At 58.1% G+C, this 26,817-nt stretch carries 24 protein-coding genes; 7 read left to right on the top strand and 17 right to left on the bottom strand.

Translation table 11 applies throughout. The features are described 5' to 3' along the window. Positions 1 to 10: 10 nt before the first annotated feature. Positions 11 to 1,978 (bottom strand): methylmalonyl-CoA mutase family protein, encoded by a 1,968-nt coding sequence (locus ACR0E2_RS13700; RefSeq protein ID WP_480446770.1) that lies wholly within the window; start codon positions 1,976 to 1,978, stop codon positions 11 to 13. A gap of 144 nt (positions 1,979 to 2,122) precedes the next feature. Between ACR0E2_RS13700 and ACR0E2_RS13695 the strand changes: the two genes are divergently transcribed. The 6 genes from ACR0E2_RS13695 (at position 2,123) to ACR0E2_RS13670 (ending at position 9,035) form a co-directional block, all read left to right on the top strand. After that, positions 2,123 to 3,487, top strand: coding sequence for a 1-acyl-sn-glycerol-3-phosphate acyltransferase (locus tag ACR0E2_RS13695; protein WP_480446769.1), 1,365 nt, complete (start codon positions 2,123 to 2,125; stop codon positions 3,485 to 3,487). A 136-nt stretch (positions 3,488 to 3,623) separates the two neighbouring features. Then, entirely contained in the window at positions 3,624 to 4,907 is a 1,284-nt protein-coding gene (ccrA, locus tag ACR0E2_RS13690; protein ID WP_170346380.1) for a crotonyl-CoA carboxylase/reductase, read from the top strand. A 368-nt stretch (positions 4,908 to 5,275) separates the two neighbouring features. Beyond that, complete coding sequence (locus ACR0E2_RS13685; protein ID WP_152456851.1) at positions 5,276 to 5,995, top strand: helix-turn-helix transcriptional regulator; 720 nt, start codon at positions 5,276 to 5,278, stop codon at positions 5,993 to 5,995. Positions 5,996 to 6,078: 83 nt separating this feature from the next. After that, on the top strand, positions 6,079 to 6,717 hold the full coding sequence (locus ACR0E2_RS13680) for an acyl-homoserine-lactone synthase (RefSeq protein ID WP_152456852.1): 639 nt from the start codon (positions 6,079 to 6,081) through the stop codon (positions 6,715 to 6,717). A 60-nt stretch (positions 6,718 to 6,777) separates the two neighbouring features. Then, a complete protein-coding gene (locus ACR0E2_RS13675) occupies positions 6,778 to 8,310 on the top strand; it encodes an ATP-dependent DNA helicase (protein ID WP_480446768.1) in 1,533 nt (510 codons plus the stop codon). Then, positions 8,307 to 9,035, top strand: coding sequence for an SDR family oxidoreductase (locus ACR0E2_RS13670; RefSeq protein ID WP_171233097.1), 729 nt, complete (start codon positions 8,307 to 8,309; stop codon positions 9,033 to 9,035). Before ACR0E2_RS13675 ends, ACR0E2_RS13670 begins: the two co-directional genes overlap by 4 nt. Positions 9,036 to 9,038: 3 nt before the next feature. Here the strand turns inward: ACR0E2_RS13670 and ACR0E2_RS13665 are convergent, their stop codons facing one another. The 13 genes from ACR0E2_RS13665 to trpS all read right to left on the bottom strand — a co-directional run bounded on the left by ACR0E2_RS13665 (position 9,039) and on the right by trpS (position 20,545). Then, positions 9,039 to 9,806: a TIGR02186 family protein gene (locus tag ACR0E2_RS13665; protein WP_171119683.1), complete on the bottom strand. Its 768-nt coding sequence runs from the start codon at positions 9,804 to 9,806 to the stop codon at positions 9,039 to 9,041. 2 nt (positions 9,807 to 9,808) lie between these two features. Next, on the bottom strand, positions 9,809 to 10,729 hold the full coding sequence (locus ACR0E2_RS13660) for a sulfite exporter TauE/SafE family protein (RefSeq protein WP_152456856.1): 921 nt from the start codon (positions 10,727 to 10,729) through the stop codon (positions 9,809 to 9,811). A 257-nt stretch (positions 10,730 to 10,986) separates the two neighbouring features. Then, positions 10,987 to 11,955 carry an ABC transporter permease gene (locus ACR0E2_RS13655; RefSeq protein ID WP_480446767.1) on the bottom strand — a complete coding sequence of 323 codons (969 nt, stop codon included), beginning with the start codon at positions 11,953 to 11,955 and terminating at the stop codon, positions 10,987 to 10,989. Continuing rightward, positions 11,955 to 13,049, bottom strand: coding sequence for an ABC transporter permease (locus ACR0E2_RS13650; protein ID WP_152456858.1), 1,095 nt, complete (start codon positions 13,047 to 13,049; stop codon positions 11,955 to 11,957). Before ACR0E2_RS13650 ends, ACR0E2_RS13655 begins: the two co-directional genes overlap by 1 nt. 1 nt (position 13,050) lies before the next feature. Beyond that, positions 13,051 to 14,580, bottom strand: a complete 1,530-nt coding sequence (locus ACR0E2_RS13645) for an ABC transporter ATP-binding protein (RefSeq protein WP_171233094.1) — start codon at positions 14,578 to 14,580, stop codon at positions 13,051 to 13,053. Positions 14,581 to 14,675: 95 nt separating this feature from the next. Next, positions 14,676 to 15,674 carry a BMP family lipoprotein gene (locus tag ACR0E2_RS13640; protein ID WP_171119679.1) on the bottom strand — a complete coding sequence of 333 codons (999 nt, stop codon included), beginning with the start codon at positions 15,672 to 15,674 and terminating at the stop codon, positions 14,676 to 14,678. A gap of 139 nt (positions 15,675 to 15,813) precedes the next feature. Beyond that, on the bottom strand, positions 15,814 to 16,248 hold the full coding sequence (locus tag ACR0E2_RS13635; protein ID WP_480446766.1) for a GNAT family N-acetyltransferase: 435 nt from the start codon (positions 16,246 to 16,248) through the stop codon (positions 15,814 to 15,816). After that, positions 16,245 to 16,835, bottom strand: coding sequence for a tRNA (adenosine(37)-N6)-threonylcarbamoyltransferase complex dimerization subunit type 1 TsaB (gene tsaB / locus ACR0E2_RS13630; RefSeq protein ID WP_480446765.1), 591 nt, complete (start codon positions 16,833 to 16,835; stop codon positions 16,245 to 16,247). The genes ACR0E2_RS13635 and tsaB overlap by 4 nt, the downstream gene beginning before the upstream one ends. Further along, positions 16,825 to 17,388, bottom strand: coding sequence for a NifU family protein (locus ACR0E2_RS13625; RefSeq protein WP_152456863.1), 564 nt, complete (start codon positions 17,386 to 17,388; stop codon positions 16,825 to 16,827). The genes tsaB and ACR0E2_RS13625 overlap by 11 nt, the downstream gene beginning before the upstream one ends. A gap of 69 nt (positions 17,389 to 17,457) precedes the next feature. Next, complete coding sequence (locus ACR0E2_RS13620; RefSeq protein WP_171229761.1) at positions 17,458 to 18,051, bottom strand: 2-hydroxychromene-2-carboxylate isomerase; 594 nt, start codon at positions 18,049 to 18,051, stop codon at positions 17,458 to 17,460. Positions 18,052 to 18,060: 9 nt separating this feature from the next. Continuing rightward, the gene (locus tag ACR0E2_RS13615) at positions 18,061 to 18,516 is read right to left on the bottom strand and encodes a universal stress protein (RefSeq protein ID WP_152456865.1); all 456 of its coding nucleotides are present in this window, start codon (positions 18,514 to 18,516) and stop codon (positions 18,061 to 18,063) included. Positions 18,517 to 18,593: 77 nt separating this feature from the next. Then, positions 18,594 to 19,457, bottom strand: coding sequence for a branched-chain amino acid aminotransferase (locus tag ACR0E2_RS13610; protein WP_170346396.1), 864 nt, complete (start codon positions 19,455 to 19,457; stop codon positions 18,594 to 18,596). Positions 19,458 to 19,516: 59 nt separating this feature from the next. Beyond that, a complete protein-coding gene (gene trpS, locus ACR0E2_RS13605) occupies positions 19,517 to 20,545 on the bottom strand; it encodes a tryptophan--tRNA ligase (RefSeq protein ID WP_171641678.1) in 1,029 nt (342 codons plus the stop codon). A gap of 86 nt (positions 20,546 to 20,631) precedes the next feature. On the opposite strand from trpS, the gene ACR0E2_RS13600 reads away from it, so the two are divergent. Next, the gene (locus tag ACR0E2_RS13600; protein WP_480446764.1) at positions 20,632 to 21,318 is read left to right on the top strand and encodes a rhomboid family intramembrane serine protease; all 687 of its coding nucleotides are present in this window, start codon (positions 20,632 to 20,634) and stop codon (positions 21,316 to 21,318) included. On the opposite strand, the gene murJ is transcribed toward ACR0E2_RS13600, so the two are convergent. From murJ to ACR0E2_RS13585, 3 genes are read right to left on the bottom strand one after another with little or no spacing between them, the layout of a single operon-like run. Next, on the bottom strand, positions 21,319 to 22,860 hold the full coding sequence (gene murJ / locus ACR0E2_RS13595) for a murein biosynthesis integral membrane protein MurJ (protein WP_480446763.1): 1,542 nt from the start codon (positions 22,858 to 22,860) through the stop codon (positions 21,319 to 21,321). It lies immediately after the preceding gene. Continuing rightward, entirely contained in the window at positions 22,857 to 25,676 is a 2,820-nt protein-coding gene (locus ACR0E2_RS13590) for a [protein-PII] uridylyltransferase (protein ID WP_371813364.1), read from the bottom strand. The genes murJ and ACR0E2_RS13590 overlap by 4 nt, the downstream gene beginning before the upstream one ends. Then, the gene (locus ACR0E2_RS13585) at positions 25,636 to 26,796 is read right to left on the bottom strand and encodes a penicillin-binding protein activator (protein ID WP_152456871.1); all 1,161 of its coding nucleotides are present in this window, start codon (positions 26,794 to 26,796) and stop codon (positions 25,636 to 25,638) included. Before ACR0E2_RS13585 ends, ACR0E2_RS13590 begins: the two co-directional genes overlap by 41 nt. Positions 26,797 to 26,817 lie beyond the last annotated feature (21 nt).

Genomic DNA, 26,817 nt, shown 5'->3' with positions numbered 1-26,817 from the left:
TTAAGCTAATTTACTCTGCCGCGAGGTTCCGAGGATCCACCAGAGTAACGATATCGCCCATTATCGAATTGAGTTCGAAGTTTTTCGGGGTGTAGACCTTGGCCACACCCATGGATTTCAGTTTTTCGGCATCTTCGTCCGGAATAATGCCACCCACCACGACTGGGATATGAGACAACCCCGCCTGCCGCAGACGTTCCATGACGTCTTTGACCAGTGGCAGGTGGCTGCCGGACAGGATCGACAATCCAATGACATGCGCGTCATCTTCGCGGGCGGCCGCAACGATTTCTTCGGGTGTCAGGCGAATGCCCTCATAGCTGATGTCCATACCGCAATCGCGGGCACGGAAGGCGATCTGTTCGGCACCGTTGGAATGGCCGTCCAGCCCAGGTTTGCCTACAAGGAACTTCAGACGCCGGCCCAGCTTGTCGCTGACGGCATCAACAGCGGCACGCAGGTCGTCCAGCCCTTCGGTCTTGTTCGAAACAGACCCGGAAACACCGGTTGGGCCGCGATAGGTTCCATAGACTTTGCGCATCTCTTCGGCCCATTCGCCCGTCGTCGCGCCGGCCTTTGCGGCGGCAATGGACGGTTCCATGATGTTTGCCCCGGTCTGTGCCGCTTCGCGCAGCGCGGCCAAGGCCGCGGTTACGGCCGCTTCGTCCCGTTCTGCGCGCCACGTATTTAGGCGGTCGATCTGTTCTTGTTCCACGGCAGGATCAACAACCATGATGCCACCGTCCTCGGTTTGAAGCGGTGATGCCTCGCCTTCGATCCATTTGTTCACACCGACAACAACGGTTTCGTTGCGCTCGATCCGGTTCAGGCGTTCAGCGTTGGAATCTACCAGTCGGGACTTCATGTATTCGATCGAAGCGACCGCGCCGCCCATCGAATCCAGGTTGGCCAGTTCGGCCCGCGCGCCTTCTTTCAGCTCTTCGACCTTGGCATCGACAGCAGGGTTGCCATCGAACAGGTCGTCGTATTCCAGCAGATCGGTTTCGTAGGCCAGGATCTGCTGCATCCGCATCGACCACTGCTGGTCCCACGGGCGCGGCAGACCGAGCGCTTCGTTCCAGGCGGGCAACTGCACCGCTCGGGCTCGGGCATTCTTCGACAGGGTTACGGCCAGCATCTCGATCAGGATGCGATAGACGTTGTTTTCGGGCTGCTGCTCGGTCAGACCCAGAGAGTTCACCTGCACGCCATAGCGGAATCGACGGAATTTCGGATTTTCAACGCCATAGCGTTGTTGCAGGATCTCGTCCCAAAGATCCACGAAGGCACGCATTTTGCACATTTCGGTGACAAAGCGGATGCCAGCATTCACAAAGAAGGAAATCCGGCCGCAGAGCGCCGGAAAATCCTCGGCAGGTACACGTGGGCGCAATTCGTCCAGCACGGCGATGGCAGTGGCCAGGGCATATGCCAGTTCCTGCTCTGGCGTCGCACCCGCCTCTTGCAGGTGATACGAGCACACGTTCATCGGGTTCCATTTCGGAACATTGGTATAGCAATACTCGGCCACGTCCGCGATCATCTTGAGCGACGGTTTGGGCGGGCAAACATAAGTGCCGCGGCTCAGGTATTCCTTGATCAGGTCGTTTTGAACCGTGCCCTGTAGTTTGGATACATCCGCGCCTTGCTCTTCCGCGACGGCGATATAAAGCGCTAAAAGCCATGGCGCAGTGGCGTTGATGGTCATCGAGGTGTTCATCTGCTCAAGCGGGATCTGGTCGAACAGAACCCGCATGTCGCCCAGATGACAGACCGGCACACCGACCTTGCCGACTTCACCGCGGGCCAAAGTGTGGTCGCTGTCATAGCCTGTTTGCGTGGGCAGATCGAAGGCCACGGACAGGCCGGTTTGGCCTTTCGCAAGATTCCCCCGATAAAGCGCATTCGAGGCTTTGGCCGTGGAATGACCGGCATAGGTTCGGATGAGCCAGGGGCGATCTTTCTGCGTCTGCGTCATAGCGGGGCCTCGCGTTTCAGTGGGCAATAAAATTTCGTCTTGAGGTTCTAAAGCGCAATTTTCGGGACATGTCAATTCGCTGCGTTGCGGCATGCCGCAATTGTTCAGATTGTGGGCAGCTGTGATTGGTGGCAATCTGCCGCCATGACGCAAACCGTGGAACTTCCGCTTTGGCTTTTCGTGCTGATCGTGGTCTTTGCCATGGTCACTTTCGCATCGCATTTCCTGTTTCCGTCCGTCCGCTGGTTTTTCCGTCGCAGGTTGGAACGCGCGGTGGCGCGCCTGAACCAGCGCCTTCAACGCCCAATCCAGCCCTTCAAGTTGGCGCGTCGACACGACATGATCCAGCGCTTGATTTATGATCCGCAGGTCGGCCAGGCGGTTCAGCAACATGCCCGTGAAACCGGCATGCCCGAGGCCGTCGCCTCGGAGCAGGCACGTCGTTATGCCCGAGAGATCGTTCCGTCATTTTCGGCCTTCGCCTATTTCAGCTTTGCGATCCGGTTGGCCCGCTTGCTGAGCAACACATTCTACGAGGTACGGCTTAGCTACCAGGACGAAGAATCCGTCAGGAACATTGACCCCGAAGCTACGGTTGTCTTTGTCATGAACCACCGGAGCAACATGGATTACGTTTTGGTCACGTATCTTGCAGCCCGACATTCTGCACTGTCTTATGCTGTAGGAGAGTGGGCCCGGGTCTGGCCGCTCAGCCGATTGATCCGGGCGATGGGGGCGTATTTTATCCGGCGCAAGTCCGGCAGCGAACTCTATCGTCAGGTTCTGTCCACCTATGTACGCCACGCAACCGATGCTGGCGTAACTCAAGCCATGTTTCCAGAAGGCGGGCTGAGCCTGACCGGAGCCATTGCGCGCCCCAAGCTTGGACTGCTCAAGTACATCATGGATGGAACGTCGCCACAGGGGCGCGATGTGGTGTTTGTCCCGGTTGCCCTGAATTACGACCGTGTGTTGGAAGACACCATCCTGACCCGCGCGGCACTTGGAACAGAGCGGCGGTTTCGCGCACGGATCGGCGTCATCACGCGCTGGATAGTGAAACAGATCTGGCGTCGTTTGATCGGCCGATACAAGCGGTTCGGTTTGGCGTCCGTCCGGTACGGCAGGCCGATCTCTCTGAGAGAATTCCGAGCCAAGGGCAGCGACGACATGATGACGGATTTGGCCCGGGCGCTGATGCAGCGTATCCAGCATGCTATTCCGCTTGTGCCGGCACCAGCGGCCTGTTTGCTGGTGCGCGACAAGGGCCCGATGTCCGAAGAAGACGTGCTGTTACAAATCCGACAGATGATGGAGCGCGATGATCCGCAGACCAAGGACAATTCGCAGGCCATATCAAATGCTTTGGATCAACTGGTTGAACGCCGGATTCTGAACCGACAGGGGAACATGCTGTCCGTATCAGGTCAGCGCGGCGATCTTCTGGACTATTACGCCGCATCCGTCCCGGCGGATTCAGGTGACCGAATTTCTGCGTCCGCAAAATAACTTTCTGCAACCGCTGGGTCATAAAATTACAATATAGCGCCAAAAACGGTTGCAATATTACTCAGCGCCCAATATTCCAGTCTGTGAAGCGCGCGATTCTGCGTCGCGGCAAAGGCACTGAACAGAGGAGGCCGGCATGGCTTTGGACACCGAAAGTGGTATCGCGTCGTACGAGGCACCTGAAAAAGATCTGTATGAAATGGGTGAAATCCCGCCCATGGGATATGTCCCAAAGCAAATGTACGCTTGGGCCATCCGCAAAGAACGTCATGGTGAGCCGAACACCGCCATGCAGCAGGAAGTTGTGGATGTTCCGACCCTGGACAGCAACGAAGTGCTGGTTCTGGTTATGGCCGCAGGGGTCAACTACAACGGCGTCTGGGCCGCTCTGGGGCAGCCGATCAGCCCGTTTGACGGCCACAAAGCACCCTACCACATCGCGGGTTCGGATGCGTCGGGCATCGTTTGGGCCGTTGGCGACAAGGTGAAGCGCTGGAAAGTTGGCGATGAGGTTGTGATCCACTGCAACCAGGACGACGGCGATGACGAGGAATGCAACGGCGGAGATCCGATGTATTCGCCCAGCCAGCGGATCTGGGGCTATGAAACACCGGATGGCTCGTTCAGCCAGTTCACCCGCGTGCAGGCACAGCAGCTTATGCCGCGCCCCAAGCATCTGACATGGGAAGAAGCGGCGTGCTACACCCTGACGCTGGCAACCGCGTACCGGATGCTGTTTGGCCACGAACCGCACGATCTGAAACCGGGTCAGAACGTCCTGGTCTGGGGTGCGTCGGGCGGTCTGGGGTCCTACGCGATCCAATTGATCAACACAGCAGGCGCAAATGCGATCGGTGTGATTTCAGACGAAAGCAAGCGTGATTTCGTTATGGGTCTGGGCGCCAAAGGTGTTCTGAACCGTCGTGACTTCAACTGCTGGGGTCAGTTGCCCACGGTCAACACACCGGAATATGCCGAATGGTTCAAAGAGGCCCGAAAATTTGGCAAGGCGATCTGGGACATAACCGGCAAAGGCAACAATGTTGACATGGTGTTCGAACACCCGGGTGAAAGCACTTTCCCAGTGTCGACCTTCGTTGTGAAAAAAGGCGGTATGGTCGTGATTTGCGCCGGAACATCGGGTTTCAACTGTACATTCGATGTGCGCTACATGTGGATGCACCAGAAGCGTTTGCAGGGCTCGCACTTTGCTCATCTGAAGCAGGCGGCAGCCGCGAACAAGCTGATGGTCGAGCGCCGCCTGGACCCCTGCATGTCCGAAGTGTTCACGTGGAATGACCTGCCCGAGGCCCATATGAAAATGCTGCGGAACGAGCACAAGCCGGGCAATATGTCCGTTCTTGTTCAGGCGCCGCGTACGGGTCTGCGTACCCTCGAGGAAGTCCTGGACGCAGGCTAACAACCCGCCAGGGTTGTAGACAAAAAACGCCCGCGAATCACCTTGCTGGTTCGCGGGTGTTTTGCGTTTTTCGGGCCTCTGACGATCTTTCAAATGCTTGCATTTTTGCCCATCGCTATTTTTGGGGAGTAGAAACCGGCGAATAGGCTGAAAAAGATCATACATGTTATGGTTGTGTTAACCCTTCGTTAACTGTTTCAGAGAGACCCTGATGGCGCAAAATGAGTGGATATTGGACGTATTGTCGGACCTCAATGCTTTCGCCGTTGCGAATGGTTTGAGCGCGCTTGCAGAGCAGCTTGATGACACAAGACTGATCGCGGCTGCCGAGATTGCGTCCATGAAGAACGAGGCACGGGCGCCCGCGGATGGCAACGAAGGTCGATTTGGGTCAAATCCTTCAGGATTTGGAAAACACCAACACGCTTGAAGAACTCAGCGCCGTAGCTGAGCGTTTGCGGGACGCGTTGAACGTCGAGCACCTGACGTATCACTGGGTTGACGGTGCCGGAGATCAATACGGCTACACCACCTATTCAGACGCCTGGGATGAGCGCTACAGGGAAAAAAACTATCACCGTATCGACCCTGTGATCTTGGGGTGTTTCCAGCGGTTTCATCCGGTTGACTGGAAGTCGTTGGATTGGTCCGGCAAGGTGGCAAAGGCCTTCCTTCTGGATGCGCAAAACCATGGCGTTGGCAATCAGGGGTATTCCATCCCAATTCGGGGCCCAAATGGTCAGTTTGCCCTGTTCACGGTCAACCACAGTTGTGATGATCAAACCTGGAAGAACTTTATCTCGACTTACGGGCGTGATTTGATTCTTGTTGCGCATTACATAAATCGCAAGGCGCTGGAGTTTGAAAAAGACAGGCAGCCGGACTGCCCGCGCAGCTTGTCGCCAAGGGAAATCGACGCGATCACACTTTTGGCGTTGGGATACAGCCGCGCCCAAGTGGCCCATTCCCTGACGATTTCCGAGCATACGTTGCGCGTTTACATTGAAAGCGCGCGCTCAAAGCTGGGCGCACATAACACAACCCACGCAATCGCCACGGCACTCAGCCGGGGATTAATAGTGGTTTAAGAGGCGAACGGCCTCCACACGCAAAATTAACCACGACTCTGTACTCCCTTCGTTCCTGCACAGGACGACAAGGGGAACAAGTCATGTTGCGTTATCTATATGCCGATGAGTTACACAGATTTCCGACTCTGGCAGAGGGGATGTTCAAAGATCGTGCGGATCAGTTCAAGACCAGGTTGGGGTGGGATGTCCACGTCAACGAGAAGGGCGAAGAACGGGACGAATACGATGATCTCAATCCGCTTTATGTCATCTGGGAAGAGCCGGATGGCAGCCACGGAGGGTCGATGCGTGTATTGCCTACGACCGGTCGGGTGATGATCAATGAGGTTTTTGGTCATCTGAATGGCGGCAAGCCGATTTGCAGCCCCCTGATCTGGGAAGTCACCCGGTTCTGCCTGTCCCGAACAGCCAGCCCGCATACTGCCGGCGCCATCATGTTGAGCGGCGGTGAAATGATGGAAGGTTTCGGCCTGACGCATATTGCTGGCGTATTCGATGCAAGGATGATCAGAATCTATCGCCTGATCGGGTCCTCGCCCGAGGTTCTGGGAACCCAGGGCAGCGGGCGCGATCAGATTTCAGTCGGATTGTGGCCCTATTCCGCGGACGACTGCAATCGGGTGGCCGAGCGTGCGGGCATCCCGCGCGACCTGTCTCGGATGTGGTTCAAGGCCGCATTCGGGCCGAAGAAACAGCACCGGTTCGCCCTGTCCGCTTAAGTGCCGGAAAACGCCAATCCACATCTGGTGGTGGTCGGCGCGGCCCTGTAGGGTCGCGCCATGTCCTTGCCGAATGTAACGTTCTCAGATGATCAGGCCGCCGCGTATGACAGCATCGCCGAGATGCTGCGGGCAGCGGGTGTTGATCTCGAAGATGATGCCCTTCTGAAACTGCCAGGCGCAGGAAAATCTGGTGTGATGGCCGTGATCGGCAAGGCCGGATCGGGCAAAACGCTGCTGTTGGCCGAGCTGTACAAGGCACTTGCAGAGACGGGTGTTCAGATCGTGTCCGGCGATTATGAAAGCCGCAAATCGAAAGACAAGCGCAGCCTTGCCATCCTGGCCCCGACGAACAAGGCAGCAAGCGTTCTGCGATTGCGCGGCGTGCCTGCGACCACGATTCACCGCATATTGTACACGCCGGTCTATGATCCGGAATACGAGCGTATTGCGGAATGGCTGGCCGGCAATGACGAACGCCCCGATATCGAAGGTTTGACGGATGAAGCTTTGGATCGTGCGGCTGCTTTTTACCAAAACAACAAATCTATCCCCGGGGCGCTGGCCGCCGCCGGTTTGCGAGGGTCGGATTTCATCACCGGGTGGAAGCGCCGTGACGAACCGCTGGATATCGGGTTCGTCGATGAGGCGTCGATGCTGGATGACCGCCAGTTCGATGATCTCAAAGAGATTTTCCCGACCCTTCTGTTGTTCGGCGATCCGGCTCAGCTGGCACCGGTAAATCAGTCCGGCAGCATGGTGTTCGAGGCATTGCCCGAGCCCAGGAAGCTGACACTTCAGCGCGTGCACCGCCAGGATGCAGACAACCCAATTCTGGATCTTGCGCATGCGCTGGCTGACCCGGCAATGGGCTTCGAGGATTTCGAGCGACTGATCGAAGAAACAGCCCGTCGGGATGATCGGGTTGTCTGGGGCCAGCGGGTTGAGGTCGATCTGATGGCCCGAAGCCCGGTTCTCGTCTGGCGCAACGCCACGCGCATTCGTTTGATACAGGCCTTCAGGCAAGTTCACGGCGCACCGGATACGGAATTGCTGGAAGGTGAACCGCTTATTTGTGATGGGATCGAATTGCCCTTGAAACATCGCAAGAAACGGCTGGACCTTGAGGCGCGGGGGCTGATCAAAGGAGCTCAGGTGGTATATCTGGGGCCGGGACGAAAGCCGGGGTTCTCGCGTCTTCACGTGATGGGGGCCGAAGACCCGCAGGTCAGCGCCGCGTCCATTGTTCAGATCGAAAAACCGGACGAGGAAGAGCCGTTCATTCCCTATGCCGCCCGCATGGGGGCGACCTTTTTGCACGGGGCGGCCGTGACGATCCACAAGGCGCAGGGGTCACAATGGGATACGGTTCAGGTGTTCGCTCCGGATCTCTTTGCCGCCGCTCGCATGGGCCGGACCGAGGCCGGACAGCCATTGTGGAAGCGTTTGGCATATGTCGCGATCACACGCGCGCAAGAGCGGCTGATCTGGGTGGTGCGCAATCGCCTGGCGAAACCCACGCACCCCCTGCGTGTGGATGACTTGAGGGCGATTCCGGCGGCTTCGCTGACATTGGAGACGGAAGAGACATGAAATCCATCATCGTAACGGGTGCCAGTTCAGGTATCGGCCGGGCAACGGCCCTGCTGTTCTTGTCCCAAGGGTGGACGGTCGGGCTGTTGGCGCGCAGCAAAGACAAACTGGAAGCTCTGGCAAAAGAGCATCAGGCAGCCACCGTCCTGCCTGCGGATGTGACCGACCCGAATGCGGTTGAACGGGCTTTTCGGTCTTTTACAGATCGCACCGGGCGGCTGGATGTTCTGTTCAACAACGCCGGGATCTTTGCGCCGGGCGGCACGATCGACGAGATCGCACTGGACGATTGGTATCAAAGCGTCAACGTGAACCTGAACGGCATGTTCCTCTGCGCGCGTGAAGCTTTCAAAATCATGCGTCACCAAAACCCGCAGGGCGGCCGGATCATAAACAACGGCTCGATAGCCGCACATGTTCCGCGCCCGAATTCGGTACACTATTCGGCCACAAAGCACGCCATTACAGGGCTGACGCGCAGCCTTTCGCTGGATGGGCGTCGCTTTGGAATTGCCTGCGGGCAGATCGATATCGGAAATGCGCGCACGCAGATGGTTCAGGGCCTTGTGGACGCGGCGCAAGCCGCGGGCGAAACACCAGATCCGACGATGGCCGTGGAAGACGCCGCGCGCTCGGTCCTGCATATGGCAAGCCTGCCGCCCGAGGCCAACGTGCAGTTCATGACCGTCATGGCCACGACCATGCCCTATATCGGCCGGGGGTGACGGTTACTTTTCTCGCAACAGCCGGAAGGCTGTCGAGGCGCCCCAGCCTGCCGCAATCGCTATGACCAGCGACATCAGGCCGTACCAGACGGGCTGCTGGCGGGACATATTGTACAAAAAACGCTCCAGACCGACTTTCCGGACATCAATGATCGCTTCATATTGCGAGACTACCTCTCCGCCTCGGGTGAGGAAAATCCGGGCGGAATAATCGCCTTCGGTCAGGTCGGCGGGCATATCGATTGAGGTACGGAACAGGGTTTGTTCATCCACTGCTACGGTGTTTTCGCGGATCGAATATAGTTGTTCGTGTTCTCGAATTCTTATTACGGCGTCTGCAAAATCCTGTGCGCCCCGGATATGCATCGCGGCACCGACCGAGCGGATCGCGCGTTCGATCGAAATCCGGTAACGCAGGTCTTCGGTGTCGGACAGGATGTCGTCAAAGGGTCCGCTGGTTGCAACGGCGTAAAAGCTGGGTGCAAGGTCGACAAGAACACTGTCGGTGTTCACCCAGATCCCAAGCTTGCGTTCCTTGCGTCGCACGGTGACAGGCTCGGACGGACCCGCAACCGCGACGATGACTTCGACCGGAGGGCCGGAAGGGATTGGGGTTTCCCGCTTGATGGCCCCAAAAATCAGAAGTTCAGATCCGTCGAATGTCGCGGTGATGGCAACCCGGTCCTGGCTGAGACCAAGGACAACCTGTTCTTCCGCTGCCAAAGCGGGCGTGCAGAACAAGCACAGGGCGGCAATAAGCGAACGCAGCATCCTCAGTGCCCTCCGCCGCTGCCAAGCGAGTAGAGCTCGGCGGGTTCGATAAGCAGATCAAGTGCAAGCTTGCCACATACGGCCAGCACCAGAGCGGCAAGCAGCACGCGCAATTGTTCCGCCGGCATCCGGGCTCCGATCACGGTTCCGATCTGGGCGCCAATGACGCCGCCCACCAGCAACAAGACTGCCAGAACAACATCAACCGTATAGTTGGTGGTGGCGTGCAGCATCGTGGTGAAGGCTGTCACAAAGATGATCTGAAACAGCGACGTGCCGACAACGACCTTGGTCGGCATACCCAGCAAGTAGATCATGGCAGGGACCATGATGAAGCCGCCGCCAACGCCCATGATCGCCGACAAAACCCCAACGCACAGACCGACCAAGGCCGGCGGGATGACCGAGATATACAGGCCCGAGGTGCGAAAACGCATTTTGAAGGGCATGGCATGGACCCAGCCCCGCTGCCGGCGCTTGGCAGGGGCCGCGCCGCCTTTCTTGGCTTTACGCAGTGCCCTCAGGCTTTCGACAAACATCAGGCTGCCAATGACGCCAAGAAAAACAACGTAACAGAGTGTCACCAGCAGATCGACCTGACCCAGGCTTTTGAGATAGTTGAAGACAACCACGCCCAAAGCGGCCCCAACAAGCCCGCCAACCAGCAATACCGTTCCCATTTTTAGGTCCACGGTCTTTCGTCGGAAATGTGCCAGAACTCCGGAAAAGGATGATGCGACAATCTGATTGGCTTCGGTAGCAACAGCCACCGCCGGCGGAATACCGATGAAGAACAGCAGCGGGGTCATCAAAAAGCCGCCACCGACACCGAACATTCCGGACAGGATGCCAACCATGCCGCCCAACCCCAACAAGAGAAAGGCGTTTACTGAGACTTCGGCGATGGGAAGGTATATCTGCATGGGCTCTTCTAGTCGCACTGAGTTGAGAGGCGCAACGCCATAGCGTCGCATTCGCCTAAATATTTAAAAAATTGAATGTGACTAATCGGCACATACGACCAGACCTGCCTGTTTGCGCTGATCGGGTCTGCGGGCAACTGCCAGTTTGCAGGAAGGTACACACTCATACCCTCTTAGAACGGTTGCGGCATGCAAAATCAACTCTGCATGCCGCTCCGCAGCGAACAGGACTGAAACTCAGTTCGGAACTGGCCTTATCAGCGCTCTTTGACGTAGGGTTCTCCGCCTGCCCGAGGTGGGATGGCTTTGCCGACGAAGCCGGCAAGGATCACCACCGTCAGAATATAGGGCAGGGCGTCCATCACCTGCACGGGAATCACGACGCCACCCAGGTCGATATTTTGGAACCGCAGCGCGATCGCTTGCAGCAGACCAAACAGCAAGCAGGCCCACATGGCATGCCACGGGCGCCACTTGGCAAAGATCAGGGCGGCCAAGGCGATAAATCCACGACCGGCGGTCATTTCCTTGACAAACCCTGCCTGCAAGGCCGTAGCCAGATAGGCGCCTGCGATGCCGCACAGCAAACCACAGATGGCGACGGCGGCGAACCGCAGGCCAACCACCGAGACACCGGCGGTGTCCACTGCGGCCGGGTTCTCACCCACCGCCCGCAGGCGCAGACCGAACCGGGTGCGATACAGAATCCACCAGGTGGCCGGAACCATCAGGAACGCGACATAAACCAAGATCGAGTGGCCCGAGAGCAATTCGGAATAGATGGGACCAACAATTGGCACACCGCCGAGGGACTCGGCGAATGGGAAGTTGATCGGTTCGAACCGGCCCCCGCCAAACAGGGACGGTGTACGACCACCTTGCTGAAACCAGCTTTGCGCGACCAGGACGGTCAGGCCCGAGGCCAGAAAGTTGATGGCCACGCCCGATATCAATTGGTTGCCCCGGAAGGTGATCGACGCCAGCCCGTGCAGGCCCGACAGCAACAAAGAGGATGCGATACCAGCCAGCAGGCCCAGCCAAACCGACCCTGTGACAGCTGCGATTGCAGCCGAAAAGAACGCTGACATCAACATTTTGCCTTCGAGGCCGATGTCGAAGATCCCGGCCCGTTCCGAAAACAGACCGGCCAGACAGGCAAGCAGCAGTGGCGTGGACAGGCGAATGGTCGAATCCAGAACCTGAATGAGGGTTACAAAAAATTCCATCACTCAGCCCTCTTCCGCATACCCAGGAAAAGTTTTTCAAGCGGCATTCGCACCATGTTGTCCAATGCGCCGGTGAACAGGATGACCAGGGCTTGAATGACCACGATCAGTTCCCGCGGAATCGAAGCCCACAGCGCCAGCTCGGCGCCGCCCTGATACAGAAATCCGAACAAGAGCGCAGCCAGAAACACACCGAACGGATGTGAACGCCCCATCAGAGCCACGGCGATGCCAATGAAACCCGCGCCCTCGGTCGAGTTCATAACAAGTCGCTCGGCTTCGCCCATGACATTGTTGATGGCCATCAACCCTGCCAGCCCGCCGGAAATCAGCATCGCGACAATCGTGATGCGCACAGGTGAAATACCGGCATAGACAGCGCCGGTCTCGGAATGGCCGTAAGCCCGGATTTCATAACCCAGACGCGTGCGCCAGATCAGTGCCCAGACTACGACGCAGGCAAGCAATGCGATGAAAAAGGTGATGTTCGCCGGGGCGCCGCGGAAAACAACATTCTCTGCGGTCGAGAACATCTCCTGGAAAGAGGGCAGATGCACGCTTTCAGAGAACCGCGCGGTGGCCGGATCCTGCGACCCTTGGGGCCGCATGACATTGACCAGCATGTAATTCAGGAAAGCAGCGGCGATGAAGTTGAACATGATCGTGGTGATCACGATATGGCTGCCACGCTTTGCCTGAAGATAGGCCGGAATGGCCGCCCAGAGCGCGCCGAACAGCATCGATGCCGCGCAGGCGGCAAGCAAGGCAATGCTCCAATGCGGCCAGTCGACATAAAGACAGACCATGGCCACGCCCAGCCCGCCCAGCATCGCCTGACCTTCGCCCCCGATGTTGAACATACGGGCATGGAAGGCGACGGCCACCGCAAGACCGGTAAACATGAAGTTGGTCGCGTAATAGAGCGTATAGCCCCAGCCATAAGTCGATCCCAGCGCACCAGTGACCATCAATTTGACGGCCTCGACAGGGTTTTCGCCGATGGCAAGGATGACCAGCGCCGAAAGGATTGCGGCCAGTATCAGACTGATCAGGGGGATCAGAATGACATCGGCCCATTTAGGCATTTTTTCCATGTTACGCGGCCTCTCCCGCAACACCGGCCATCAGAAGGCCCAGTTCTTTTTCATCTGTCTCATGGGGCAGGCGTTCTCCCATGATATGTCCGTCAAACATCACCGCGATCCGGTCCGAGAGCGAGAAGATTTCTTCCAGTTCGACCGACACCAGCAGGATTGCCTTGCCCTGATCACGCAGCGCAACAATCTGTTTGTGAATGAACTCGATGGCGCCGATGTCCACGCCCCGAGTGGGTTGCCCGACCAGCAGCAGGTCAGGGTTGCGTTCAATCTCGCGGGCGACAACGATTTTCTGCTGATTGCCGCCCGAGAAACTTTTGGCTGCCAGCCAGGGATTGGGCGGGCGGACGTCGAATTTTTCGATCTTGGCTTCGGTATCGGCGCGCAACGCCGCGTTGTCCATGAAGATACCGCGTTTATAGGCCGGGTCGCGGTGATATCCGAAGGCCACGTTTTCCCAGGCGTGGAAGTCCATGATCAGGCCTTCGCGCTGCCGGTCTTCGGGCACGTGGGCGATGTGATGCGCGCGGCGGGCCTGACCATCTGATCCGGCCCCACTCAGTGCCAGCGGTTCGCCGTTCAGCTTGATCGTGCCCTGTCCGGGGCGCATTCCACCAAGAACTTCCAGCAGTTCGGATTGACCATTGCCGGCCACGCCGGCGATGCCGACGATCTCACCTGCGCGCACGGTCAGATCGATGTTTTTGACCCGTTCAACGCCCGCCGAATCAAAAACGCTGAGATTTTCGATCTCGAGAATGGGTTTGCCGGGCGTCGCGGGCACTTTGTCGACTTGCAGCAGAACCTTGCGGCCGACCATCAGTTCGGCCAGCTCCTCGGGGCTGGTCTCGGATGTTTTGACCGTGGCCGTCATTTGCCCGCGCCGCATAACCGATACCGTGTCGGTGTTTTCCATGATCTCGCGCAGTTTGTGCGTGATCACGATGACTGTTTTGCCCTCGGACCGCAGTCGGTCGAGAATGCGGAACAGCTGATCGGCTTCGGCTGGGGTCAACACGCCGGTCGGTTCGTCCAGAATCAGAATTTCGGCCTTGCGGTAAAGCGCCTTCAGGATCTCGACCCGCTGCTGCATCCCCACGCCGATCTCGTCGATGCGCTTGTCGGGATCGACGAACAGTTCGTATTCTTCCTCGAGCTCTTTTAGCTCTTTGCGGGCTTTTGCCAGTGATGGCGCCAGCAACCCGCCATCCTCGGCGCCCAGTACGATGTTTTCCAGTACGGTGAAATTTTCCACCAGCTTGAAATGCTGGAACACCATCCCGATGCCCGAGGCGATGGCCGCCTGGCTGTCCGGGATGTCGGTCTTGGTCCCATTGATCCAGATCTCACCTTTGTCGGCTTTGTAAAAGCCGAAGAGAATGCTCATCAACGTGGATTTGCCTGCGCCGTTTTCACCGATGATCCCATGGATCGTACCGGGTGCAACGCTGATCGAGATGTCTTTGTTGGCCTGAACTGGCCCAAAGGCTTTGGATATCCCTTTGAGCTCAATGGCTGGGACGGTCATGTCTTGCCCTCAACTGCCGAGAAACCCATCCGGCTGTCCGCCAGGATGGCGAAGTGGGTGGCGAGGCGGAAGGCACTCTCCCGCCCCGCACGGTATCAGAACTGCAGCGCCGGGCAGCTGTCGTTCTCGTAATAGCTTACAACATTGATGTCGCCGTTGATGATCGCCTTGCGGGCTTCGTCTACGGCGTCGCTCATGCGAACCGAAACAAGCTCTTTGTTGTTTTCATCCATGGCAACGCCGACCCCATCTTCGGCCAGACCCATGATGAAAACGCCGGTTTCAACGTTTTCGCCTGCTTTCATCGCTTCATAAACAGCGACGTCCACACGCTTCAGCATCGAAGTCAGAACTTTGCCTGGGTGCAGGTGATTCTGGTTGCTGTCCACACCAATCGACAGGATGCCCTCGTCAGCCGCAGTTTGCAGAACGCCAACGCCGGTTCCGCCGGCCGCAGCGTAAATCACATCAGCGCCCTGGCTGATCTGCGCTTTTGTAAGCTCCGAACCTTTTACCGGATCGTTCCAGGCAGCAGGCGTTGTTCCTGTCATGTTGGCAACAACATTGATGTCTGGGTTCACGGCCTTCGCGCCCTGGGCATAGCCGCATCCGAAATGGCGAATCAACGGGATGTCCATACCGCCGATGAAACCAACGGTGCCGGATTTCGACGCCATGGCGGCCATCATGCCGACCAGGTAGGATCCCTCGTGCTCGGCAAAGCCAATCTGGCGGATGTTTGGAGCGTCCAGCCAAGTCACGTCAACAGCGACGAATTTGGTGTCGGGGTAATCACTTGCAACAGCCGCCAGGGCGTCAGCGATTCCGAACCCCATGGTGATGATCGGATTTGCACCGGATTCCGCAAACCTGCGCAGGGCCTGTTCGCGCTGCGGTTCTGCCTGAATTTCGATTTCCAGATACTTGCCGCCGGTTTCATTCGCCCAGCGCTGCGCGCCGTTATAGGCGGCCTCGTTGAAGGACTTGTCGAACTTGCCGCCCAGGTCAAAGATCACCGCCGGTTCGGCCAGAACCGCTCCGGCTGACATTGCGACGGCAGCAGCAGCACCCATCAAGGATTTCATCAGGGTCATTTCAGTCTCCCAATTTTATTTTGTTGGCACAGGGTCAGATTAGCCCCGTTCACCCACTTTTAGCGAGCATAACTGTTGTGATGGCGGGTATTAAGGGGGTTTGCAACCACCATGGTCAACTGAATTCTGACCAAATGGTCTAAAAAACGGGCGATTGCCGTAGGGGCAGGCGGCATTCCATTACGAGTGCATTAGTTTTCTGGCCCGTTTCGCGTGCATAGTACGCCTTGCGCAGCCCGCACTGCCGATATCCGCATCGATTGTACAGGGAAATGGCCGCAATGTTGTCGGCCGCGACATCCAGAAAGGCACGCGTTGCCTGCAAATCGATCGCTTGATCATGCCATTCCTGCATGAGTCGAAGTGCCAGGCCTTGCCTTTGAAACGAAGGGTGGGTCGCAATTGTCAGCAACTCGGCTTCGCGCGCAATCACCTGAAACAGTGCAAAGCACCGGGAATCTCCGACGGCATGAGTAAAGCGGTTTTCAAGAAGGGCGGCGAATTCATCTTCTGTCCAGCCGCGCGAGTGCGAAAACGCTGCGGCATGGGTCGATGCCATCTCGCGCGGTGTCATTCGTTCAGCAGGACAGGGGGGGTATCACGGGACGGAGCCGCGTCGGCGGGCCTGACGTACAAAGGTGCCGGCGGCAAACTGGTACGATCCCAGCGCCGTGCGGCCACAAGGGCGATGGATTGTGCCAGCAAGGCAGGGTCAGAGCAGGAGAACAACGGCCCGCCAAGTTCCGCTTCGGCCCGAGGCAAGAGACACGGATCGGCACCGGGCATTTTCACATAAACTTGGTCGCGTGGGGCAGGGATCGCCGGTATCTGCCCGTCTTCCGCCAGCTCACGCAAGGCATCGAAGCCGGAAACTCCGACCGCAGGGATTTCCAGCCCAAGTGCAAGACCCCGCGCGGCCGAAACCGAAATACGGATGCCGGTGAAGTTCCCGGGCCCTATCCCAACGCCGATCGCGTCCAAACCGGCCCAATCACATCCGGTTTCCGCCAGAACGTCTTCCAACAGCGGAATCAATCGTTCGGCTTGTCCGCGTGACATTGCTTCGGCACGAGACGTCACGATTTCGCCATCGCGCAACAAAGCGGCCGCGCAATGCGCGGCCGATGTGTCAAATGCCAGAATCGTCGGGTTAGACGGCAACAGGGCGAACCTCGGTCACTTCTGGAATGTAATGGCGCAGAAGGTTTTCGATGCCCATCTTCAGGGTCAATGTCGAAGACGGGCAACCCGCGCAGGCCCCCTGCATGTGCAGATAGACCACGCCGCGATCAAACCCGTGGAACGTGATATCACCCCCATCCTGAGCCACGGCAGGACGCACACGGCTGTCCAGCAAGTCCTTGATCTGGTTGACGATATCAGCGTCTTCACCAGAGTGCTCGGCATGGCCCGAGGCTCCGGCGGAATCTGCGCCCATAACAGGTTGGCCGGATTGATAATGCTCCATCACCGCGCCAAGAATGGCCGGTTTGATGTGGTCCCACTGAACGTCGTCCGATTTGGTAACGGTGACAAAATCGTTGCCAAAAAACACGCCAGTCACACCGTTGACCGCAAAAATGCGTTTGGCCAGAGGCGATTTTTCGCCCGCTTCCGCAGTTGGGAAATCCGCTGTTCCAGCTTCCAGCACCGTTTGGCCGGGCAGGAATTTCAACGTGGCCGGATTGGGGGTGGATTCGGTCTGGATGAACATGAGGGCGCTCCGTCTGATGTGCTTCTGATATGCGCGCAGGCGCACGGGAAGTCAAGATTTGGAACGATTCTAAATTGTGGAAGAGTATTCTAATGCGTCATCCAGACGGTCATCGCCCCAGAACAACTCTTCCCCGGCCAGAAAACTTGGTGCACCAAACAGACCAAGCGCCTTGGCGCGGGCAGATTGTTCGAACAGGGCCTGTTTTATTTCCGGGTCCCCTGCGCGGTTCATCAGGCTGCTGCGCAGCCCTGCCTCTTCGAGGCAGGAGGCCAGTACGCTGTCCTCTGAGATATTCTGCCCGGCGCCGAATTCGGCGCTGAAGACGGCCCGAACAAACGCAGCCCGTTCCCGATGATCCTCTATGGCCAGAACCAGACGTGCTGCCCTGAGCGAATTCTGCGGAAATGGATCAGGCTTTGCAAAAGGAAGCCCGCGCGCCTTGCACAGACGTTCCATATCGCGCCACATGTACCGCCCTTTGGCCGGATACAGGTTGAAAGGTGAGGTGCGCCATCCTTGTTCCGCGAAAATCGGACCCAACAGGAACGGGTGCCATTCAATGGCAACGCCTTTGTTTTGCGCGGCCGCTTCGATCCGCATCGCGCTGAGGTAGGAATAGGTCGAGGCGAATTCGAACCAAAACTGTATCGTCTTCGCCATCGCCGCGCCTCAGGTTATTTCTTCCAGCTTCTCTTTGCTCAGATTGCCCGGAACGATCGTGATCGGAATCGGCAGGCTCCCCGAATTCTTCGTCAGTTGAGTCACCAAGGGACCAGGACCTTTTTTGTCGGTCCCCGCCCCAAGTACAAGAACACCAATCTCGGGATCGGACTGAACATGTTCAATGATCTGTGCCACGGGATCACCTTCGCGAATGGCCAGTTCAGGTTCCACGTTCTGCTTGTCCCGCATCCATTTGGCAAACACTTCGAAATGCGCGTGGATACGTTCGCGGGCTTCTTCACGCATGGTTTCGGCCACACCGATCCAGTGATTGAACTCGTCGGGCGGGATGACAGATAGGACCGTCACACCACCTCCGGTATGGGCAGCCCGCATCGCGGCAAACCGCATCGCGTTCAGGCATTCGCGGCTGTCATCCAGAACGACTAGGAACTTACGCATGGGTATCCTCTTTAGGTTTCCGGGATCATGCCCGACCGATCGCACGCTGGCAACTCGGGCAAGCCTGAGGCTTTGCGCTAGCGTTCGCTTGCAGCCCAATCCCAATAAAGCGCGCGGGCACGGCGAGCAACAGGACCCACCTGAAATTGCGTATCCTCCAGCGCAGTTACCGGTGTGACCTTGCTCATGTTGCCGGACATGAAGACCTCGTCGGCCTCGTGGAAATCCTCGAAGCTCAGAACCGTTTCGTGGACCTTTACTCCATCTGCGCGCAGGTTTTTGATATGCCGTGCTCGGGTAATGCCGGCCAGGAAGGTTCCGTTCGGGATCGGTGTAAAGACTTCGCCATCCTTCACCATGAAGATGTTGGCCGTCGCCGTTTCCGCCACATGCCCCATCGCATCGGCCACCAAAGCGTTGGAAAAGCCTTTCGAGCGCGCCTCTTGCAGCATGCGGGCGTTGTTGGGGTAAAGGCACCCCGCCTTGGCGTTTACGACCGCGCTTTCCAGAACCGGGCGGCGGAAGCGCGTGGTCGACAGAGTGGCCGACGCGGTTTCCGGGGCCATCGGGATTTCTTCCAGGCAGATGGCAAAACCGGTGCTGTTTTCCTGCGGGACTATTGCCGTGCTGTCACCGTCGATCCCCCAGTACATCGGGCGAATGTAAACGGCTGTGTCCGGGCTGTAGGCCTGCAACCCTTCGCGTACCAACTCGACCATCTGTTCGGTCGTCATGGTCGGCGTCAGCATCAAGGCTTCGGCTGACCGGTTCACCCGTGCGCAATGGGCCTCCAAATCCGGGGCCACGCCGTCAAAATATCGCGCGCCGTCAAAGACCGAAGATCCCAGCCAGGCGCCATGATCCGCCGCGCGCATGATGGGTGCGTCCCCCTCATGCCATTGGCCTTGAAAATAGGTCCGGATGTTCGTGCCGGTTGCCATGACGCCCTCCTTTGATTCAGGCAAACCCTAGGAGGGCGTCAGGCGAAGGTCCAGTGCAATCAGCGTGATGCGGCGCCGACCATGCCAACGATCTCGTAAGTCTTTTGCAGGATCGGAGCAGCGATTTCACGTGCGCGCTCGGCGCCGCGGGCGAGAATCCGGTCAATCTCGGCCTGATCCCCCATCAGGCGTGACATTTCGGTCGAGATCGGAGCCAGTTTCGCCACTGCCAGATCGGCCAGCATCGGTTTGAACTCACCGAACTGCTTGCCGCCTACTTCGGACAGAACCTGTTCGATGGTTTGATCGTTCAGGGCCGCGTAGATATTGACCAGGTTACGCGCCTCGGGGCGGTCCTCGAGCCCTTCGGCCTCTGACGGGAGAGCATCAGGGTCGGTCTTGGCTTTGCGGATTTTCTTGGCAATCGCTTCGGCGTCATCCGTCAGGTTGATCCGGCTCATGTCAGAAGGATCGGATTTCGACATCTTCTTTGATCCGTCCCTCAGGCTCATGACCCGTGTGGCCGCACCTTCGATCACCGGCTCGGTGACGGGAAAGAAATCGACGCCGAAATCGTTGTTGAACTTGATGGCGATGTCGCGAGTCAGCTCAAGATGCTGTTTCTGGTCTTCCCCGACCGGTACGTGGGTCGCGTGGTAGATGAGGATGTCCGCAGCCATCAGAGCAGGATAGGCAAACAAGCCAAGCGAAGCGTTCTGCTGGTTTTTGCCGGCCTTGTCCTTCCACTGGGTCATGCGCTGCATCCAACCCATACGAGCAACACAGTTAAATATCCAAGCCAGTTGCGCGTGTTCCGGCACTTGGCTTTGATTGAACAAAATCGATTTTTCGGGGTTTAGTCCAGAAGCGATGTAACCGGCACAAAGCTCCCGCGTTGCATGCTGCAACTCGATTGGATCTTGCCAGACCGTGATTGCATGAAGATCGACCATGCAATAGATGGTTTCAAATTCCTCGCTTTGCATTCTCACCCAGTTCCGAAGCGCACCGAGATAATTGCCGAGGTGCAGGTTACCCGAAGGCTGTGCGCCGGAAAACACGCGGGGCGTGAACTGGGTCTCGGTCATCAAAGGGAACTCCTGTCTGGAAAAATCAGCCCCCGTCGCTTACCCATGAGGCAAAGGGACGTCAACAGCCGCGAAAGGCCATCCCAATGAGCAGTGAGCATTACACACCCGCCGTAAACCCGTTGCCGCCCGTTGTGGTGGCGCTGGTTCTGTTTATCATCGGCGTCGAACTGGCCTTCACGCTGGGATCGCGCGGTTTGATCGGAGGGCCGGCGGCCGTGGGCTGGCGTCTGGACGCGATACAGCACTATGCCTTCTCGGCGGATATTTTCGATTGGATGGTGCTGAACGGGCGTTGGCCGTTCGAACATCTGGTCCGGTTCGTGACCTATCCCTTTGTTTCCGCCAACTTTACGCAGGCGATTTTTGTCTGTGTCTTCGTTCTGGCGATGGGAAAAATGGTTGGTGAGGTTTTTGGTGGTGTCCCCATGCTGCTGATCTTCGTCGTCTCGGGGATTGGCGGCGCGTTGACCTACGCCGTTTTGCTGGACCCGCGCTATCCCCTGATCGGAGGGTTTCCACCTGTTTATGGCCTGATCGGAGCATTCACGTGGTTGTTGTGGCGCAAACTGTCGCTTGTGGGGGCAAATCAGGCAAGGGCGTTCCAACTGATCGCCGTTCTGATGGGCATTCAGTTCCTGTTTGGTCTGATCTTCGGCGGAAACGCGGAATGGGTCGCCGATCTGGGCGGGTTTGCCACCGGCTTTGGCATGTCATTTCTGGTGGCGCCGGGGGCCTGGGCCCGGATCGTCGGGCGCATCCGCCGCGATTGATCAGGCCCGGCGCAAGGCGCGTTTGAACTCTGACAATTTGAACGCTCCCAGGACATGACCAAGACAGAAATACGAGACGGCGGCGACCACGATCAGGACCAAAAGCGCAAGATAGCGCCAGCCGGGAATGTCCAGCGTCCAACCCAAGAAGTGGATCAACGCAAACAAGACCGCGCCCATACCGACCGAGGCCAGAACGATCCGGCCCGCACGTGCCCTGAAACGGTCATCGAAACGCGCTTCTTCGCCCATACGACGTGCGCCGATCGCCAGAAGAACAACCATGGCCCAGCCGGCAGTTGACGCGGCAATCGCAGGGGCGATCCAACCCACCAGCGGAAATAGGCCAAACGCCAAGGCCGCGTTCACGACCATTGCGACCACCGCATAGCGGAACGGGGAACGCGTATCTTCGCGCGCAAAGAAAAGGGGTTGCAGCAGTTTTTGCAGCATGAATGCAGGTAGACCGATGCCATAAATCGCGACCGCCAGCGCTGTCGCAGCGGTATCCTCGGGACTGAACTGTCCCCGTTCGAACAGCACCGAAACCAGCGGGTTCGGGATGATCAGGAACGCCACGGTCGAGGGCAACGTCAACAGCAGCATGAATTCCCCGGCGCGGCAAAACGCGTTGCGGGCCCCTTCTTTGTCGTCGGCGCGCAGGCGGCGGGACAGGTCAGGCAGCAGGACAATGCCAATGGCGATTCCGACGACGCCCAAAGGCAGTTGGTACAGGCGATCCGCGGCAAACAGCCAACTCACGGCCTTTTCGGTCTTTGACGCCACCAGTTGTCCGACCACCAGATTGACCTGCGTAACCCCCATGGCCAAGGCGGCGGGAACAGCGATGCGGACCATCCGGCGCATCTCGGGCGTCAGGTGGGGCAGGCCGGGGCGGATACGGATACCTGCACGTTCGGTCGCCACCCAGACCAGCACCAGTTGTGCGACGCCGGCGACCGGAATGACCGAGATCAGCCATCGTATCACCTCGCCGCCAGAGATGGCCCCGGCGATCAGCGCGGTGCAGGCAAAGATGTTCAGCAAAACAGGTGCCGCTGCGGCCGCTGCGAACCTGCCGGTGGCGTTCAATACCCCCGAAAACAACGCCGCCAAGGACATGAAAAGGATATACGGGAACACGACATAGCCATAGTCCACGGCCAGATCGAAACGTTCATCCCCATAGAACCCTTCGGCCGTCAGCCACACCAGACCCGGCATGAAAACCATGGCCAGCCCGACCAGCGCCAGAACGGCCACGGCCAACAGGTTGAACGCATCCTGCGCGAACCCCTGGGGGTTCTCGTCCGCCTCCAGCCGTTTCGAGAACATGGGCACAAAAGCAGCGTTAAACGCACCTTCGGCGAAAAAGCGGCGGAACATGTTCGGCAGGCGAAAGGCCGCGACGAAAGCATCCATCACCGGCCCGGGGCCGATGAAGGCGGTCAGCAGAATTTCCCGCAGAAACCCCAGTATTCGACTGGCCAGCGTCCAGAAGCCGACCGTGAACAGGCCTGAAAACAAACGGATCTGCTTCATGAGGCCGCACGCTCAGCACCTTCGGTGATCGCCTTGCGCAGCTTGGCCTCAAGCCCACGTTGCTTGCTTTCCGAATGGTATTTCAAGCCGAACATATCTTTGACGTAAAACGTATCGACCACCTGTTCGCCATAGGTCGCGATCACGGCATTGGCGATGTAGACATTCGCTGCGGCGAGGGTCCGGGTCAGGTCAAACAACAGCCCCGGACGGTCGCGGGTGTCCACTTCGATGATCGTGTATATTTCAGAACCGTCATTGTCGAAGGTGATATGCGTTGGAACGTTGAAGGCACGCTCGCGTTTCTTGATCTTGTCGCGTGATTTCAACGCCTCCTTCGCAACCACTTCGCCGCGCAATGTCTTGTGGATCATCTGCGTAAGACGTGGCAGGCGCGAGGCTTCAAACGGGTGCCCTTCGGCGTCCTGAATCCAGAATGCATCGGTGACGTAGCCGTCTTTGGTCGTATAGCTGCGCGCATCAACGACATTGGCGCCGACCAGGGCCAGCGCGCCGGCAATGCGGGCAAAGATACCGGGGTGGTCGCCCATCGCAAAACAGGCTCGGGTTGCGTCGCGATCCTCGTCCGGTTGCAGGCGGATCTCCATCGCGCCGGGGTCGCCGCTTTGTTCCAGCGCACGCAGCATGTTCGCAAACTCGACATGTGTGGCCAGATTGAGACCCTGCCAATATGGGTCATAGTGGCGCCCCGTCTCGGATTTGAGGTCGGCCTTGGACCAGGCTGCCAGTTCGGTGCGCAGGGCTTTCTTTGCCTCGGCGCCGCGATTGGCGCGGTTGAGGTCCTCCATCCCGGTTTCCAGCGCGCGCTTGGTTTCGGCGTGAAGGGCACGCAAAAGCGTGGCTTTCCAGTTGTTCCATGTGTTCGGCCCCACGCCGCGAATGTCGCAGACGGTCAGAACGGTCAACAGGTCCAGCCGTTTGACGGTTTGAACTGCCTTGGCGAAATCACGCACTGTGCGGGGGTCTGAAATGTCACGTTTCTGTGCCATATCGGACATGAGCAGGTGATAACGCACCAGCCATTCGACCGTTTCCGAATCTGCTTTGTTCAGGCCCAGTCGTGGTGCCACCTTGCGCGCGATCTGTGCTCCAAGAATCGAGTGATCTTCGGGTCGTCCCTTTGCGATATCATGCAGCAACAGGGCGACATACAGCACCTTGCGATTGACCCCACCTTTCAGAATCGAAGAGGCAAGAGGCAGCGATTCGATCAGCTCTCCGCGTTCGATCTGGGCCAGGTTCACGATGCACTGGATGGTATGCTCGTCCACCGTATAGCTGTGGTACATGTTAAACTGCATCATTGCCACGATGGGCTCGAACTCGGGCAGGAAGGCGGACAGTACACCCAGTTCGTTCATCCGCCGCAAGGCTCGCTCTGGGTTGCCGTGTTTCAGCATCAGGTCCAGAAAGATGCGCCGCGCTTCTTTGTCATTTCGCATTTCGTCGTCGATCAGATGCAGATTTGCCGCCACCAGACGCATGGCATCCGGATGGATCAGCATTCCCGTTCGCAAGCCTTCTTCGAACAGGCGCAGAAGGTTTACCTTGTCGGACAGAAATTTGTCAGGGTCCGCTATGTCCAGACGACCGTGAACAACCCGGTATCCCGCTTTGACCCGCCGGCGTCTGCGGAAAATACGCTCCAGCAAAGGTGCGCCTTTCACGTGCAGCGCCTCAAGCTTCGTCAGAAAAATCCGCGTCAACTCGCCCACACGCGTGGCTTCGCGGAAATAGCGTTGCATGAACACCTCGACCGCCCGGCGACCGGCGTGATCCTCATAGCCCATGCGCGCGGCAACCTCGACCTGCATGTCAAAGGTCAGTTGCTCGGTGGCGCGACCCGTCACCAGATGCAAATGCGAACGAACAGCCCAAAGAAATTCTTCGGCCTGAACGAAGGTCTTGAACTCTTCCGGAGTGAACAGACCCAAAGGCACAAGTTCGGCCACGTCCTGAACGCCATAGATGTACTTTGCGATCCAGTAGAGGGATTGGAGGTCGCGCAACCCCCCTTTGCCCTCTTTCACATTGGGTTCGACCTTGTAGCGCTCTCCCTGTTTCAGGTGCCGCTCATCTCGTTCGTTCAGTTTGGCTTCGATGAATTCCCGCTCGGTTCCTTTGAACAGCTCGGTTTTCAGGCGTCGCTCAAGCTCGTCGGCCAACGCCTTGTCGCCCGCCAAATAGCGTTGTTCAAGCATTGCCGTGCGGATCGTGAAATCCTCGGTGCCCAGCCGAAGGCAGTCTTTGATCGTGCGCGAGGAATGCCCGACCTTAAGCCTGAGATCCCAAAGGATATAAAGCATCGATTCAATGACGCTCTCGGCCCAGGCGGTGATTTTGTACGGGGTCAGAAACAGCAGATCGACATCAGAAGACGGTGCCATTTCACCGCGCCCATATCCGCCAACGGCCAGTACGGCGATCTTTTCACCTTGTGTTGGCGTCGCAAGCGGGTGCAGGCGCGTGCTGGAGACCAGCATCGCGGTTCCGACCAGCTGGTCCGTCAGGTAGGTATAGGACCGGGTCAGCGCACGCGCGTCGAACGGACGCTCGCTGAAGGCATCGGCAATGGCTTTGCGACCCGCTTTCTGAGCGTCGCGCAGAATGCGCACTGTTTCAGAACGCATTTTGCTGTTGTCAGAGCTGGTCTCGAACACCTCGGCCAGCGCATCATTGACGCTGACGCTGTCAAAGATGTTTTCGGCAGGGCAAATTAGCGCGCCATCCGGCGCCATGGTCTCGCCCGATCGCTCAGAAACCGGCACCAGAGAAGCTTTGCGGGGCAGGGTCAATCACAACCACCTGTTTATTCTGAATCGTCGCTACGGCAAGGCCGCGTTCATTGGTGCCGTTCGGGCGCAGGCGGAAGATGCCGCCAACACCCTGGAAACCGGCATTTTGCGTCAGGGCAGCACCGGTCAGAGCATTGGATTTGCCCTGGCTGACCAAAGCACCAATCGCCGCTATTCCGTCATAGGCCAGACCGCTGATCGGATGTGGCGCTTCTCCATATGTCGCGTTGTACCGTTGACGATAGGCTTGGGCCTTTGACGGGTCGGGCAGGGCGAACCATCCCCCTTGCACGCCCGGCAGCTCCAGCGTTTGCGGGGGGATATCCCAACGGGTCAGACCGATGAATTGTGTCGTCGCCGGAGAAACGCCGGCCTCAGGCAGCAATTGCGAGAAAAGTGGCAAGGCACCCGCTGTCGTTGCCGTCATGAAAATCGAGTCCGCCCCTGTCGAATCGACGGTGGCCTTGATGGTGGGAACCGAGTTGATGACACCCTGCTGCGACCGGTCGTATCCGACCGTTCCCGCATTGTTGACCCGGCTGTTTGCCAGAGCATTGGCGATGGCAGCTTGCCCCACTTGCCCCGCGGCATCATTGCTGTGCACGATAACCGTGTTCGTTTTGCCTTGCCTGCCCGCATAATTCACCAGCCGGTTGGCGGTGTTTTCAAAGGTCGGTCCAAGTACAAATACATTGCCACCCGCAATGCTGGTGTTGTTCGAGAACGAAAGAACATTCACGTTATTGTTCAGTACGGCCAGTCCGGCAGCGTTTGCCGCCTGGGCGTAAACAGGGCCGACAATGATCTTGGCGCCTTCGGCAACGGCCTGCTGGGCCACCGCTGTCGCCGTGGTCGGGTTTCCTGCCGTATCGTAAACACGCAGGTCGATTTTGACGTTAGGCAGATCGGACATTGCCATACGGGCCGCATTCTCAAGGCTCTGCGCCAGCGCGGCGTCGCCCGAGCGGGGAACCAGCAAAGCAACCGGAACAGGATTCGACGTGTCAATCGAAGGGCCACCCCCAACGCCGCCCGGCTCACAAGCGGCCAGAAACGCTGCGGTCGTCAGGGCAATGGCGGCTTTCGCCAGCTTGCTTACGGGCTTGCAAACGGTAAACATCTAAATGAAAACTCCCTGATC

It is taken from the genome of Ruegeria sp. A4 (assembly GCF_056543025.1).
The sequence above is the reverse complement of the archived record's forward strand: the minus strand, read 5'-3'. Positions and strand labels throughout refer to the sequence as shown.

Coding starts and splice junctions, on each gene's coding strand:
- ACR0E2_RS13700 (WP_480446770.1), bottom strand. CDS start 1,978: ATGACGCAGACGCAGAAAGATCGCCCCTGGCTCATCCGAACCTATGCC.
- ACR0E2_RS13695 (WP_480446769.1), top strand. CDS start 2,123: ATGACGCAAACCGTGGAACTTCCGCTTTGGCTTTTCGTGCTGATCGTG.
- ccrA (WP_170346380.1), top strand. CDS start 3,624: ATGGCTTTGGACACCGAAAGTGGTATCGCGTCGTACGAGGCACCTGAA.
- ACR0E2_RS13685 (WP_152456851.1), top strand. CDS start 5,276: ATGGCAACGAAGGTCGATTTGGGTCAAATCCTTCAGGATTTGGAAAAC.
- ACR0E2_RS13680 (WP_152456852.1), top strand. CDS start 6,079: ATGTTGCGTTATCTATATGCCGATGAGTTACACAGATTTCCGACTCTG.
- ACR0E2_RS13675 (WP_480446768.1), top strand. CDS start 6,778: ATGTCCTTGCCGAATGTAACGTTCTCAGATGATCAGGCCGCCGCGTAT.
- ACR0E2_RS13670 (WP_171233097.1), top strand. CDS start 8,307: ATGAAATCCATCATCGTAACGGGTGCCAGTTCAGGTATCGGCCGGGCA.
- ACR0E2_RS13665 (WP_171119683.1), bottom strand. CDS start 9,806: ATGCTGCGTTCGCTTATTGCCGCCCTGTGCTTGTTCTGCACGCCCGCT.
- ACR0E2_RS13660 (WP_152456856.1), bottom strand. CDS start 10,729: ATGCAGATATACCTTCCCATCGCCGAAGTCTCAGTAAACGCCTTTCTC.
- ACR0E2_RS13655 (WP_480446767.1), bottom strand. CDS start 11,955: ATGGAATTTTTTGTAACCCTCATTCAGGTTCTGGATTCGACCATTCGC.
- ACR0E2_RS13650 (WP_152456858.1), bottom strand. CDS start 13,049: ATGGAAAAAATGCCTAAATGGGCCGATGTCATTCTGATCCCCCTGATC.
- ACR0E2_RS13645 (WP_171233094.1), bottom strand. CDS start 14,580: ATGACCGTCCCAGCCATTGAGCTCAAAGGGATATCCAAAGCCTTTGGG.
- ACR0E2_RS13640 (WP_171119679.1), bottom strand. CDS start 15,674: ATGACCCTGATGAAATCCTTGATGGGTGCTGCTGCTGCCGTCGCAATG.
- ACR0E2_RS13635 (WP_480446766.1), bottom strand. CDS start 16,248: ATGACACCGCGCGAGATGGCATCGACCCATGCCGCAGCGTTTTCGCAC.
- ACR0E2_RS13625 (WP_152456863.1), bottom strand. CDS start 17,388: ATGTTCATCCAGACCGAATCCACCCCCAATCCGGCCACGTTGAAATTC.
- ACR0E2_RS13620 (WP_171229761.1), bottom strand. CDS start 18,051: ATGGCGAAGACGATACAGTTTTGGTTCGAATTCGCCTCGACCTATTCC.
- ACR0E2_RS13615 (WP_152456865.1), bottom strand. CDS start 18,516: ATGCGTAAGTTCCTAGTCGTTCTGGATGACAGCCGCGAATGCCTGAAC.
- ACR0E2_RS13610 (WP_170346396.1), bottom strand. CDS start 19,457: ATGGCAACCGGCACGAACATCCGGACCTATTTTCAAGGCCAATGGCAT.
- trpS (WP_171641678.1), bottom strand. CDS start 20,545: ATGACCGAGACCCAGTTCACGCCCCGCGTGTTTTCCGGCGCACAGCCT.
- ACR0E2_RS13600 (WP_480446764.1), top strand. CDS start 20,632: ATGAGCAGTGAGCATTACACACCCGCCGTAAACCCGTTGCCGCCCGTT.
- murJ (WP_480446763.1), bottom strand. CDS start 22,860: ATGAAGCAGATCCGTTTGTTTTCAGGCCTGTTCACGGTCGGCTTCTGG.
- ACR0E2_RS13585 (WP_152456871.1), bottom strand. CDS start 26,796: ATGTTTACCGTTTGCAAGCCCGTAAGCAAGCTGGCGAAAGCCGCCATT.